At 35.3% G+C, this 13,277-nt stretch carries 12 protein-coding genes; 3 read left to right on the forward strand and 9 right to left on the reverse strand.

The window, feature by feature from the left end; all coding sequences use genetic code 11:
* Nucleotides 1–48: 48 nt before the first annotated feature.
* The 8 genes from AC1Q8M_RS25365 to AC1Q8M_RS25400 all read right to left on the reverse strand — a co-directional run bounded on the left by AC1Q8M_RS25365 (nt 49) and on the right by AC1Q8M_RS25400 (nt 7,697).
* The gene (locus AC1Q8M_RS25365) at nt 49–426 is read right to left on the reverse strand and encodes an OsmC family protein (RefSeq protein ID WP_000778853.1); all 378 of its coding nucleotides are present in this window, start codon (nt 424–426) and stop codon (nt 49–51) included.
* Nucleotides 401–1,831: an amino acid permease gene (locus AC1Q8M_RS25370; protein ID WP_001187093.1), complete on the reverse strand. Its 1,431-nt coding sequence runs from the start codon at nt 1,829–1,831 to the stop codon at nt 401–403. The genes AC1Q8M_RS25365 and AC1Q8M_RS25370 overlap by 26 nt, the downstream gene beginning before the upstream one ends.
* Before the next feature lie 202 nt (nt 1,832–2,033).
* Nucleotides 2,034–2,678, reverse strand: a complete 645-nt coding sequence (locus AC1Q8M_RS25375; protein WP_072940986.1) for an amino acid ABC transporter permease — start codon at nt 2,676–2,678, stop codon at nt 2,034–2,036.
* The gene (locus AC1Q8M_RS25380) at nt 2,679–3,335 is read right to left on the reverse strand and encodes an amino acid ABC transporter permease (protein WP_001112667.1); all 657 of its coding nucleotides are present in this window, start codon (nt 3,333–3,335) and stop codon (nt 2,679–2,681) included. It abuts the gene before it with no gap.
* Nucleotides 3,336–3,397: 62 nt separating this feature from the next.
* A complete protein-coding gene (gene glnH, locus AC1Q8M_RS25385) occupies nt 3,398–4,228 on the reverse strand; it encodes a glutamine ABC transporter substrate-binding protein GlnH (RefSeq protein ID WP_098855749.1) in 831 nt (276 codons plus the stop codon).
* Nucleotides 4,229–4,240: 12 nt separating this feature from the next.
* Nucleotides 4,241–5,095: an amino acid ABC transporter ATP-binding protein gene (locus AC1Q8M_RS25390; protein ID WP_307839161.1), complete on the reverse strand. Its 855-nt coding sequence runs from the start codon at nt 5,093–5,095 to the stop codon at nt 4,241–4,243.
* A gap of 10 nt (nt 5,096–5,105) precedes the next feature.
* The gene (locus AC1Q8M_RS25395; protein ID WP_492334208.1) at nt 5,106–6,566 is read right to left on the reverse strand and encodes an alanine/glycine:cation symporter family protein; all 1,461 of its coding nucleotides are present in this window, start codon (nt 6,564–6,566) and stop codon (nt 5,106–5,108) included.
* Nucleotides 6,567–6,725: 159 nt separating this feature from the next.
* Nucleotides 6,726–7,697 carry a phosphotransferase enzyme family protein gene (locus AC1Q8M_RS25400; RefSeq protein ID WP_000401646.1) on the reverse strand — a complete coding sequence of 324 codons (972 nt, stop codon included), beginning with the start codon at nt 7,695–7,697 and terminating at the stop codon, nt 6,726–6,728.
* A gap of 189 nt (nt 7,698–7,886) precedes the next feature.
* On the opposite strand from AC1Q8M_RS25400, the gene gerKA reads away from it, so the two are divergent.
* From gerKA to AC1Q8M_RS25415, 3 genes are read left to right on the forward strand one after another with little or no spacing between them, the layout of a single operon-like run.
* Entirely contained in the window at nt 7,887–9,389 is a 1,503-nt protein-coding gene (gene gerKA, locus AC1Q8M_RS25405) for a spore germination protein GerKA (protein ID WP_016513624.1), read from the forward strand.
* Nucleotides 9,370–10,476, forward strand: a complete 1,107-nt coding sequence (locus tag AC1Q8M_RS25410; RefSeq protein ID WP_000185797.1) for a GerAB/ArcD/ProY family transporter — start codon at nt 9,370–9,372, stop codon at nt 10,474–10,476. The genes gerKA and AC1Q8M_RS25410 overlap by 20 nt, the downstream gene beginning before the upstream one ends.
* Nucleotides 10,457–11,581: a Ger(x)C family spore germination protein gene (locus AC1Q8M_RS25415; protein ID WP_000474045.1), complete on the forward strand. Its 1,125-nt coding sequence runs from the start codon at nt 10,457–10,459 to the stop codon at nt 11,579–11,581. The genes AC1Q8M_RS25410 and AC1Q8M_RS25415 overlap by 20 nt, the downstream gene beginning before the upstream one ends.
* A gap of 33 nt (nt 11,582–11,614) precedes the next feature.
* Here the strand turns inward: AC1Q8M_RS25415 and treC are convergent, their stop codons facing one another.
* Entirely contained in the window at nt 11,615–13,276 is a 1,662-nt protein-coding gene (gene treC, locus AC1Q8M_RS25420; RefSeq protein ID WP_000656151.1) for an alpha,alpha-phosphotrehalase, read from the reverse strand.
* Between the last annotated feature and the right edge of the window lies 1 nt (nt 13,277).

Here is a 13,277-nt window from a genome sequence, read left to right on the forward strand (position 1 = left end):
TTCTAAAAACATAAAAACGTGAGAATACGGCTCTCACGTTTTTATGTTTCATTTTATTAGTTCAATTGTTTCCGTAACCTTTATACTATCTTTTACAGATTGAACAATCGTACAATTTTTCACTGCAAGCTGCAATGCTTTGTCCAACTGCTCTTCTGTAATGTTTTCCGCTTTAATTTTATAGTGCAAATGAACACTTTCAACTGGTTTGGATAAAGCTTCACTTCTACCAATTTCAGTTTCGATCGTAAACGTATCGTATGTAATACGTTTCTTTTCTAAAATTGTTCGAAAGACAATTGCACTACATCCTGCGATAGAAGAAACGAGTAATTGTAACGGTGAATACCCGTTTTCTTTTCCAATCGCTAATTGAGCGTACGATAAATCTGCCTTTATATCATCGTGTTTGATTGTTAGTTTCATTTGTTTTGTCCATCTCCACTTTCATCGGTTTCTGCTGTTTCTTACTCATATAATAATAATATATATAGCAGAAAATGATAAATGGAATACCGCAGTATAAAGCCATTCTTTGTTCAGGAATAAACGCTAAACTAATAACAACGATGCTATTTGTAATTAAAGCTAAAATTGGAACAATCGGATATAGTGGTGTTCTATACTTTAAGTCCTCTAACTTTCCTCCGCCTTTTATATACTGACTTCTAAAGCGAAGTTGCGATAGAGCAATAATGATCCAACTTGAAACAGCTGATAAACCAGCTATCGATAATAAGTACATGTATACTGTATCTTCTGCAAGGAAACTTGTGAATAGAGATAATCCAGCTACCGCAATCGTTACGACTAGCGCTGTAATTGGAATACCACGTTTATTTACTTTCTTGAAAGAAGTTGGTGCCATTCCTTCATTTGCAAGTGACCATAATATACGTGTCGCTGCATATAATCCAGAGTTCGCTACAGATAATAACGCAGTAATAATAACGAAGTTCATAATATCAGCTGCATATGGAATACCGATTTTATCAAATACAACTACGAATGGACTTTCAATTACGCCTGCTTCTTTCCAAGAAATTAATCCTACTAAAATTGTCATTGTTAAAATGAAGAATAACATAATACGCCATACTGTATTACGGATCGCACGTGGAATTGTTTTTTCTGGATTTTCACTTTCTCCCGCTGCAATTCCGATTAACTCTGTTCCTTGGAACGAGAAGTTAACTGTAATCATTGTAAGTAATACGGCAGCTAGTCCATTTGGGAAAAGTCCACCATCGCTTACAAAGTTAGAGAAAAGAGGTGCTGCTTCTTTTCCGTCATATGATATAAATCCTAATAATGCACTACCACCAAGAACAACAAATGCAAGGATTGTAATTACTTTAATACTAGAAAACCAAAATTCTAATTCGGCATAACTTTTCGCCGAAATTGCGTTTGAAGCATATAAAATAACGCCGAATACAAGGCACCATACCCAAACATCAACATTTGGAAACCATCTTTTCATCATTAAACCGATTGACGTTAATTCTAGTCCTACTGTTACTGCCCAGCCAAGCCAATATAGCCAGCCGATCATAAAGCCCGTTCCTGGTCCAATAAACTTCGTTGCATACTTTTGGAAAGAACCTGAAACTGGCATTGCTACCGTTAACTCTCCAAGACAAAGCATTGTTAAATACATAATAAATCCGCCTACTAAATATGAAAGGATGGCCCCCCCTGGTCCAGCCTGATTAATAGTGTAACCTGAACCTAAGAAAAAACCAGTTCCGATTACACCACCTAGTGCGATCATAAATAAATGTCTACTCTTCATCGTACGATGTAATTTCTCATTCGTTGGTTGCTGCATCTAAATCCTCCCCCTACCATACCCCTATGTCTTGTTAAAATTTTCTGATAATAAAAATATACACGAAAGCGATTACATTTTCTATATAAAATTAAAACTTTTCTGATAAAATAATATAAAAATCGAATTATTGCAAGATTTAGATTCTATTTAGAGGAAAATAAGGAGAAACAAGGAAAAACCCTTACATATATTGTAAGAGTCAACGAAGTTCTAATCTTCTCGATAAAATTGATAAACTATAATTTACGATAAAATACATACAAGCTACTACTATAAACGTTGGAATCATGTAATTCACATTTTGCCCGCTAATAATTTGAGCATTATGTATAAGCTCAGGGAGTGATATAACAACCGCTAGCGATGTATCCTTCAGCAATGAAATAAATTGACTGACAAGCGGCGGAACCATTCTCCTTAATGCTTGTGGCAAAATAATATGCCAAAGCGCTTGCACATACGTTAATCCCGAAGATCTTGCGGCTTCGACCTGCCCTTTTTCAATAGACAATAGACCACTTCTAACAATTTCAGATATCATTGCTGCCTCAAATATTGTTAAAGCAACAATTGCAGCTGTTATAATTTCTAATTTCAAGCCTGCTTCTGGAAGTGCAAAATAAGTGAAAAATATAATTAACAGTAGTGGTAAGTTTCGAATCACTTCAACGATAATTCCTAATACTTGTGAGACGACAGGTATTTTCGTGTAGCGCAATATACCGATTACACTTCCAATAATAAAACTAAGTACAATTGCTACGAGCGCTACCTCTAATGTAATGAGCAATCCTTTTAATAAAAAGAGGATATGATCACCTGTTATAGCTCCCTTAAAATCCATTTACACCGCCTCCTTTGCTAAGCGTTTTTCTAAATAACGCACTAGCATACTGAGCGGAATTGTTAATATTAAATAAAACATCCCGACAAATATATAAACATCAAACGTAACAAACGTCTTCGTTGAAATTAAATCTCCTTGATACATTAAATCAGCACCAGCAATAATTCCAAGTATTGAGGAGTTTTTAACTAAATTGAGAAACTGGTTTCCTAAAGGGGGAATTACAATTTTCACTGCTTGGGGTAAGACAACATAATACATCGCCTGCACATACGTTAGCCCTGAAGAGCGAGCAGCTTCCATCTGCCCTTTCGCAACTGATAAAATACCAGCGCGAATTACTTCTGCAATAAAAGCTGCCGTATATACCGTAAGCGTAACTGTTCCTGCTACAAAACCATTTAAAGTAATTCCTATTACAGGTAAAGCAAAATAGAATATAAATGCAATTAATACGAGTGGAATATTTCTTACAAACTCCACAAAAGCTGATCCTATCCAATTTAAAATACGAATAGGTGCAATACGCATTACTGCCAAAATTACTCCTAAAATAAAACTACCTATCAATGCAATTACACTAGACATAACTGTATATTTAAACCCTTCTAAATACATATCAATGTTATTCGTTAATATAGAAAAATCAGGCACATATTCTCCCCTCTTTCTTTACAAGAAGAGGATGAGTACTCTCATCCTCTCACTTTTACTATCTACTTTTCTGGTTTTTGTCCAATCCATTTCTCATATAATTTGTCATACTCCCCGCTTGCTTTCATGTCTTTAATTAAAGTATTAATCTCTTTCGTTAAATCATCTGCCCCTTTTTGCACTGCAATTCCGTACGGTTCATCCGTGAAAATTTTCCCTACAACTTCATAATTTGAATCTTGTTTTGCCATGCCGTAAAGAATTGCATTATCTGTCGTTAAAACATCACCTTTTCCTGCTTTTAACGCCGTAAATGCCTCACTGTAATTTTCAAATTCTAATACAGTCGCTTCTGGTGACTTTTGACGAATGTTATTTGTAGATGTTGAGCCTTTTACAGCTAATACTTTCACACCTTGTTTTATATCATCTATACTCTTAATGTTGCTTCCTTTTTTCACAAGTAACGATTGTCCTGCTTTAAAATATACATCTGAAAAATCAACTTCTTTTTTACGTTCTTCCGTAATTGTCATTGTTGCGATAATTGTATCAATGTCACCGTTTTTCAGTAGTGGAATACGCGTTTTAGACGTTACTTCTTTTAATTCTAGTTTCTTTTCATCTCCAAGGATTTTTTTCGCAAGCGCCTTTGCGATATCAACATCAAATCCTTCTACCTGCCCTGTTGAAGGATTTTTCAAGCCAAATAAGTTCGTATCATTCTTCACTCCAACTACTAGTTTCCCGCGCTTCTTAATTTGTTCAACAGCCCCGCCTTGCTTCGTATTTGTTTCTTTCGCCTCATCTTTTTTACTTCCGCATCCAGCAACAACAAGCACGAATAAACATGAAAATACGATTAAAGTAAATAACTTTTTCATTTTAAGCATGAAATTCCTCCTCTAATGATTTAGCACCCGACTTAAAAATAAACGAGCTCTTTCTTGTTCAGGATTTGCAAAAAATTGTGCCGGTGTTGTATCTTCAATAATTTGACCATCATCCATAAATAAAATCCGATCTGCTACCTCTCTAGCAAATCCCATCTCATGTGTAACGACAACCATCGTCATCCCTTCTTTAGCCAGCGCCTTCATAACATCAAGTACCTCTCCAATCATCTCTGGATCAAGAGCAGACGTAGGCTCATCAAACAGCATAATTTCCGGCTGCATCGCAAGTCCTCTAGCAATTGCTACCCTTTGCTGTTGTCCTCCGGATAATTGATGCGGATATACATTAGCCTTCTCTGGGATTCCTACTTTCTCTAAATAAAGCATTGCTGTTTTCTCTGCTTCTTCTTTGGAAACTTTATTTACTTTAATCGGTGCTAATGTAATATTTTGCAGAACTGTTTTATGTGGGTATAAATAAAAATGTTGAAAGACCATCCCAATATTTCGCCGCAATTCATTCATGTCCGTTTTTTTATTGTGTACCTCTGTATTTTGTACAATTAATTCTCCATCTGTAATTGCCTCTAATTGATTTATACATCGAAGCAATGTACTTTTTCCTGATCCTGAAGGCCCGACAACTACTACTACTTCGCCTTTTTTCACTTGCACATTAATATTTTTCAAAACTTGAAAGTTACCATAATATTTATTTACATTACGAAATTCTATCAACATACTCCCCCCTTCCCCTAACAACGCATGTACATTCTTTTTATATTCAAAAATAGTCCCAAAAATAACTTTTAGCTTCAATTTGTCCATAAAAAAAAGCAAAGGGTTTCCCCTTTGCTTCTTCATTTCTATTCTATTAAGATACTTCTTCTTTCTTATCTTTCCCGTATTCATGCTCCCAAAAATCAGCATTTTTAATTCCTAATGGCCCTGGATCGAATACTGGATCTTTTCCTTCTTTTTTCTGTTTTTCATAATCCTTTAATGCGACTAATGCAGGTTTTTGTAATAGTAAAATCGCAATGATATTTACCCATGCCATAATTCCTACCCCAATGTCGCCTAAAGCCCAAGCCGTTGCTGCTGTTTTTATACAGCCATAGAATACTGCTCCTAAAAATACAAACTTTAGTATCATGGACAGCCAAGGACGATCCTTATCACGATTTAAGTACGCTATATTCGTTTCTGCAATGTAGTAATACGCCATAATTGTTGTAAACGCGAAGAATAATAGCGAGATTGCAATGAAACCGTTTCCAAATCCAGGGAAAACAGATTCTACCGCTGCCTGTGTATATCCTGGTCCTGGCTGAGCACCATTTAATTTATTAACGATAAAGTTTTTTCCGCTTGCATCAAATACGTTATACATGCCTGTAATAATCATCATAAATGCTGTTGCTGAACAAACAAATAATGTATCAATGTAAACGGAAAATGCTTGCACTAAACCTTGTTTAGCTGGATGTGATACTTCAGCTGCTGCTGCTGCATGTGGCCCAGTTCCTTGCCCTGCTTCATTAGAATAAATACCACGTTTTACTCCCCAAGAAATTGCTAAACCGATAATACCACCAAATGCAGCTTCTAATGCAAATGCACTTCTTATAATTAACATAAATGCTTCTGGCAATTTTTCAATATTCATAGCAACAATGACGCAAGCTACTAAAATATAGCCTATTGCCATAAACGGTACGACAACTTGCGCTACGTTAACAATCCGCTTTACTCCACCGAAAATGATAAGAGCTAATACGACAACTAATATAGCCCCTGATACGGTAGTATTAATACCAAAAGCTGTTTCTAAACTTACAGCAATACTATTTGCTTGTACACCTGGTAATAAAAGTCCTGTTGCAAGAATTGTCGCTGCAACGAATACTAAAGCATACCATTTAACTCCTAGACCTTTTTCGATGTAGTAAGCAGGCCCACCACGAAACTGCCCTTGATGTTTCGTCTTATATATTTGCGCGAGTGTTGATTCTACATAAGCTGATCCTGCCCCTAAAAAGGCTACTGCCCACATCCAAAATACAGCTCCTGGTCCACCGAATGCAACCGCTGTTGCTACTCCAGCAATATTTCCTGTTCCAACGCGTCCTGATAATGAAAGTGCTAACGCTTGGAATGAAGAAACACCAGCTTCTGATTTTTCTCCTTGAAATGTTAGCTTCACCATTTCTCCTACGTGCCTTACTTGTAAAAACTTCGTTCGAATGGAAAAATATAAACCTACTCCTAAACATAAATAAACAAGTGCTGGACTCCAAACAATATTATTTAACCAATTTACGAAAGCTTCCAACATTCCCCCTCCTTCTTTATAAAGAATATTCAGAATATATATAAAATTATAAGTGTATACCGAATCCAGGACAATATTATTTTAATAAAGTAAACATATTTTTGTATAAAAAAACAAAGTATATATTTGTTTTATATACTTTGTTTTGAACTAAATGTATTATATATTCACAATTGCTTCTCTTTTAATAATTCTTTCGTATAGCTCTTCTGATAATTTCAAGAAGTTATCAGGCATATCTTTCCCTTTAAACTTCTTCTGAAGCGTTCCATATAAACCTATATCACGTAAACGTAAAAATAGTGGTATCGATTCATACCAACTATCCGCCAGCCTGTGCTCATACTCATATCCTTTTCGTAACACTTGTAACTGTTTACGAGCAAAATCTGTCTTCTCTTCTGCTGTCCACGGTGTAAATAGAACAGAGTAGTATAGAACCATCGCTAAATCATGTATAAAGTAATTATAAGCTGCATCGTCAAAATCAAAGATTGTAAGCTCTTTTCCATCATAATGGAAATTACCTTGATGGATATCACCGTGCATAAGACCGAACGTTTCTCTTTCAACTGGAAGAGCCTTAATTTCATCCATTAATACCGCTGCAATCTCTTTCACTTGACCATCTTCTAATTCATTAACAATTCCACTTTCGTCTTCTTCCCACGTTTCACGGTAGTCTGTTTTAGGATAATCCATTGTAAGGCGATGCAGTTGCCCAATCGCTTTTCCCCACGCTTCAAAATAAGCATCTCCCCAATAAGGCGATTCTGCTCCTTTTACTGGCTCACCTTTTGCATATGTAAATAAAGAAGCGAAAAAGAAAGTCCCATCCTCTGCTACGATTTCTTCTACGAGATTTCGAGACGTTGAATAAAGAGGTCCTGCTACCTTTGCCCCATTCTCCGCAACATATCGTAAAAAATCTAGTTCAGCCTCTACCTCTTGTTTAGAACGATGAGAAGAATGTGTTAAACGTAATACGTAATCTTCATCATTATCACCCTTCGCCTTAAAAATATAATTCTCAAAATCTCCAAGTGGCTTTTCTTCTACTGTTACATGAAACAAATTCGCTGCTCTTTTTAAAATCTCTTTCGTAAAAACACGTTCTACAGCTATTTCCATATATATCCCTCCTATATATCTTCTTAATTCGACACAAATGTTAGAAGTACTGCTATGAAATTGAATAATGCACAAAAGACAATGTAACGTAACCTTCAATCCTCTTTTTTTTAAAATAATTCAAGCATAAATTTCTCACAAACAACAAAAATTAACAGAAACAATTGCACTTTAAGAGAGGTGGAAATTATGACAGAGCAAAAAGAACAACAAGAGAGTAAAAACCAAAAGCATATGTTTCCATCACTTCCGGAGAACATTAATTACATTGAAAATAAACTTTCTCATTCTGATGATATAAAAAAATTAGATCTCCCTTTTCAAAACGGAAAAGGAACAATCTTATATATCGAATCTTTAGCAGATCCAAATCTAATTCATCAGTTAGTCCTTGAGCCATTATTAACGCGATCAGATTTATCTTTAGATAAAGCTTTTTCTACGTTAAATATGAAAAAAGAAACGAATTTAAATTATGGGATACAACTTTTATTACAAGGTAAATCCTTATATTTTCATGAACACGTCGACAGTTTTTGTATTTTCGAAACAGCCTTATCTTTAAAGAGAGATATAGCAGAGCCTGATAATGAAGGAGTTGTGCGCGGTCCACATACTGGTTTTGTAGAGGATCTAGCAACTAATTTAACCTCTATTCGTAAACTCATTAAGAGTCCAAATTTAGTTGTTAAATATTTTACACTCGGTGAAGAAATGCACACGAAAGTGGCAATTACTTATATGCAAAATATAGCGAATGACGATTTAGTTATAGAAGTGAAAAGAAGATTGGAAACCATTAAAACGGATGCACTTATGCCACCAGGATACATACAAGAATTTATAGAGGATACGTCTTTCTCCCCATTTCCGCAGCAATTAAATACAGAGCGTCCAGATAGAACTGTTGCTAATTTAATGGAAGGGCGTGTTGCTATTTTATCTGACGGAGATCCAACAGCACTCATCGTACCGGTTACGTTATTCGCTTTTTATCAATCACCAGATGATTATAATAACCGTTGGATTGTCGGTTCTTTCGTCCGAATGATTCGCTTAGTAAGTTTTTTAATTGCCTTTCTCTTACCAGCTTTATATATTGCAACTGTCGCTTTTCATCCTGATGTGTTACCGCTCGAACTTGTGTATACGATTAAAGCTTCATTAGAGAAAGTACCGCTTCCTCCTATTTTTGAAGCTCTCTTAATGGAGTTAATTTTCGAGTTATTACGAGAAGCTGGTATTCGCTTGCCGAGCCGCGTTGGACAAACAATCGGTATTGTAGGTGGTTTAGTAATTGGGGATGCAATTGTAAAAGCTGGACTCGTTTCTTACACAATGATCATCGTTGTAGCTTTAACTGCAATCTCATCTTTCCTCGTTCCATCAAACGATATGAGTTCAGCAGTTCGGATTCTTCGTTTTCCATTAATGCTCCTTGCTGCCATATTCGGATATGTAGGAATATCATTCGGTCTCATTATAACTTTCGTTCACTTATGTCAGCTTCATTCATTTCATACACCATATCTTTCTCCTGTTGCCCCGATGCGGATTAAAGATATGAAAGATTCTTTCATAAGACTACCAATTTGGTCATTTTGGGAAAGACCACATGATCCAAAACCGAAAAAAATGCAGCGCCAACCTGTAACGAGAGAGGATGAGGACGGTGACAAACACGCAAAGTAAAATTTCACTTGTTCAATTTACCTTTTTCGTTATTCAATGCCAAATTGGGGTCGGTATACTATCTCTACCTAACCGGCTTCATCCGATAGCAAAAGGTGGTGGTTGGATTTCTGCGCTCATCGCGGGGCTTGCCATTCAACTTATTATTTTACTTATGTGGCTTTTCTTAAAACGATTTCCTGATGCAGATATGTATAAAAGTGTTTGTATGCTATTTGGTAATAAGTTAGGAAAACTATTGGGCTTTTCTTATGTTTTTTATTTTACCCTTATCGGTATGACGGTTATGTTGAATGCTTGTAACGTCATTAAAGTATGGGTTTTACACGCAACTCCGTGGTCTGCAATTCTCATATTATGTACAGTAGCTTGTTGTTATGTAGCTTATAACACATTTAAAGTCATCGTACGATTTTATGTCATGGCCTCTATTCTCATTATTCCAATGGCCCTTTTAATTGCCCTAGGGCTTTCACGAGCTGATTTCTCTTATATTTTTCCTATTACAGAAGCCGGATGGTGGAATATAATTCAAGCATCCAAGGAAACAATTACAGCCATGTATGGTTTTGAAATTATTCTTATCGCTTTCCCAAAAGTAAATGGGAGTTCTATCGCAAAACTGAAGGCCATTTCTATCGCCAATGGATTTGTAACTCTTTTTTATACTTTTACCGTTTGGATTTGCTTTATCGTATTTAGTCCAAAGCAAATTGAGCTTATTCCAGAGCCAGTTGCTTACTTATTACGCTCCTTGCATATTGGAATTATAGATCGAACGGACCTAATCTTCATCCCAATTTGGATGATAACAGTTGTCGCTTCTATTGCTAGTTATTACTGCGCTGCTTCAATCGGAATTGGACATATATTCAACCTTGCTAATCATAAAAAGGCTGTTCCAATCGTTGGTATTATTGCTTTTAGTGTAGCCTTATTTATAGATACACCTGAAGAATTAAAAGTAATTTCAACTTTCACTGATAAGTTCACCTATATTTTCATAGTTGTCCTTCCTCTTTTATTTCTACTTTATTCTGTGATACGAAATAAGAAAGGAGAACAGTATGTTCAAAAAAAGAGTTAAATTACTTTTAATATTATGTGCTAGTTCCCTCCTTTCTGGCTGTTGGGATCAAGAACCATTAAGGGAGGCAAGTTTAGCTTATAGCGTTGGAGCTGATATTACGGAAGAGAATAAACTCCAGCAAACAATCGAGCTCGTAAAAAGTTCAAGCGGAGAGCAATCTTCATTTGAGAATGAAATATATTCAGCAACCGGGCATAACATAATGGATACAGGCGATGCCCTAAAAAAAAATGTGACTGGGAATATTCGCTATTTTAAATATGGTGTTCAATTACTCGGAACCAAAATTCTAAAAAAGGGTATACTCCCCTATTTAGATGTCAGCTTTCGAGATCCAACAAACCCAACTGCTTTAGTAAAACTTATTGCAGTAGATGGTGAAACATCGGAGATACTCGAAAAAAAGAAAATAGGAAATTTACTAATTGGAGATTTTCTAAAGAAAAAAGTGAAAAGCTTAGAAGATATGAGTGTATTTCCAAAAGAAACTTTAGAAACAGCTGCTACAAAAATGTTAGATCCCGGTAAAGACTTTACCCTTCCTTCTATAAAAATAAAAGGAAAAGAAGTAGTTACAAACGGGTTAGCTTTATTTAACAATGATAAATTAACTGGGCATTTACCTTTGAAACAATCTGTTTTATTCGTGTTATTAACCGGAAAAATGGGAACAAGTGCCCGTATAACCCAAAAACTGACTAGTGATGAATCTGAGAAGACATCTGATTATTTAACAATGGAAATTAGTAATCGAAAATTAAAACGCGACTTAAAAATAACAACAGATAAAAAAGGAAATGTTTATGCTCACATTAAGCTCCAATTAAAAGTTATAGCACTTGAATCTCCAAGAGATAATATGTATACAATGGACGATAGAGAAAAACTAAATAAAGAACTTTCTAAACAACTCACGAAAGAAGCGAAAAAAATAACACGAAAACTACAAAAAGCAAATTGTGATGCTTTCGGTATTGGAAGACATCTTATCGCTTATCATCCTAACTTATGGAAGAAAAAAAATTGGAATAAAGATTATGCAAAAGTAAAATTCAAACCTGAAGTAGAAGTAAGCATTTTGTATAGTGGTGTCTTAAAATAAAAAGGTTGTATGCCGCTCGGGCATACAACCTTTTTATTTCGTATATCGATACACAATTGATTCATATGGTCTTAAGTTAAGTTTTGCAATATCCTTGCTGGCATCTTTATAATTCGAAAGTAGTACTTCTTGTTTCATTCCATCTAACTGAACGTGCGCTGGTACTGAATACGTTATTTCTTCTCCATAGAAGTTATTTATAACAAGTAGTACTTCACTTTCTGTAGTACGAGTATATGCCCAAATTTTAGGATCATTTTTATCCAAAATAGCATATTCTCCTTCTGTAATTACATCATACGTTTTTCTAAGCTCTATTAACTTTTTATAATGATAAAATACGGACTCTTTATCTTCTAATGCTTTCTCTACGTTTATTTCTTTAAAATTTTCAGCCGCTGAAATCCAAGGTGTACTTGTTGTAAAACCACTGTTCATCTCTTCATTCCACTGCATCGGAGTGCGAGAGTTGTCACGAGATTTTTGCTTTAAAATCCCTATAATCTCTTCTTTTGATAGCCCTTCTTTTAGCTTTATATCGTATATATTTAACGATTCTACATCACGATATTGCTCGATGGACTCAAATTTAGGATTCGTCATACCGATTTCTTCCCCTTGATAAATATAAGGCGTTCCTTGCAGCATGTGCATGGCTGTCGCTAACATTTTTGCAGATTCGTTTCGGTACTTTCCATCATCACCAAAGCGTGACACGATGCGAGGCTGGTCATGATTACACCAAAATAACGCATTCCATCCTCCGCCCTTTTGCATTTCAATTTGCCAGTTAGACATAATCTCTTTTAATTTAATAAAATCAAACTCTGCTTTCGTCCACTTATCACCATTCGGATAATCTACTTTTAAATGATGGAAACTAAACGTCATGCTTAATTCATTACGCTCAGGATTAGAATATTTAATACAATTATCAATTGTCGTAGATGACATTTCTCCAACTGTAATGACATCTTTTCCTGCAAAAACATTTCGGTTCATCTCTTGTAAATATTCATGAACACGCGGACCATCTGTATAATACTTGCGTCCATCACTTGTCGCAGTACTACCTTCATCGTTTAAAAAGCATTGGTCTTTTGAAATTAAGTTAATGACATCTAATCGGAATCCTGTTACCCCTTTATCCAGCCAAAAACGCATCATATCATATACTTCTTCACGAAGTTTTTCATTTTCCCAATTTAAATCTGCTTGTGTTTCATCAAATAAATGTAAATAATATTGCTCCGTCTTCTCCTCATATTTCCAAGCAGATCCACCAAACTTAGACTGCCAATTATTTTTTTCATCACGCCAAATATAGTAATTACGATATGGACTATTTTTATCTTCCTTCGCTTCTTTAAACCACTTATGTTCAGTCGAACTATGATTTACAACAATATCAAGCATAATCTCAATGTTACGTACTTTCGCTTCTGCTAAAAGTTCTTCAAACTCTTCCATCGTTCCGTAAGATGGATCAATGCTGTAGTAATCACTTACATCATATCCATTATCATTTTGTGGTGATTGGTATATCGGTGTTAACCATATATAATCCACTCCGAGTTCTTTTAAATAATCTAGTTTCTCTGTAACCCCTTTTATATCACCGGTTTCTCTATTGTAATAACTATTAAAGCTCTTCGGATAAATTTGATAGACTACACTTTTATGCCAATCCTTCATG

The sequence above is a fragment of the Bacillus sp. GW823-FHT06A10 genome (genome assembly GCF_058795375.1).

Coding starts and splice junctions, on each gene's coding strand:
- AC1Q8M_RS25375 (WP_072940986.1), bottom strand. CDS start 2,678: ATGGATTTTAAGGGAGCTATAACAGGTGATCATATCCTCTTTTTATTA.
- AC1Q8M_RS25415 (WP_000474045.1), top strand. CDS start 10,457: ATGTTCAAAAAAAGAGTTAAATTACTTTTAATATTATGTGCTAGTTCC.
- AC1Q8M_RS25400 (WP_000401646.1), bottom strand. CDS start 7,697: ATGGAAATAGCTGTAGAACGTGTTTTTACGAAAGAGATTTTAAAAAGA.
- gerKA (WP_016513624.1), top strand. CDS start 7,887: ATGACAGAGCAAAAAGAACAACAAGAGAGTAAAAACCAAAAGCATATG.
- AC1Q8M_RS25390 (WP_307839161.1), bottom strand. CDS start 5,095: ATGAAGAAGCAAAGGGGAAACCCTTTGCTTTTTTTTATGGACAAATTG.
- glnH (WP_098855749.1), bottom strand. CDS start 4,228: ATGCTTAAAATGAAAAAGTTATTTACTTTAATCGTATTTTCATGTTTA.
- AC1Q8M_RS25370 (WP_001187093.1), bottom strand. CDS start 1,831: ATGCAGCAACCAACGAATGAGAAATTACATCGTACGATGAAGAGTAGA.
- AC1Q8M_RS25365 (WP_000778853.1), bottom strand. CDS start 426: ATGAAACTAACAATCAAACACGATGATATAAAGGCAGATTTATCGTAC.
- treC (WP_000656151.1), bottom strand. CDS start 13,276: ATGAAGGATTGGCATAAAAGTGTAGTCTATCAAATTTATCCGAAGAGC.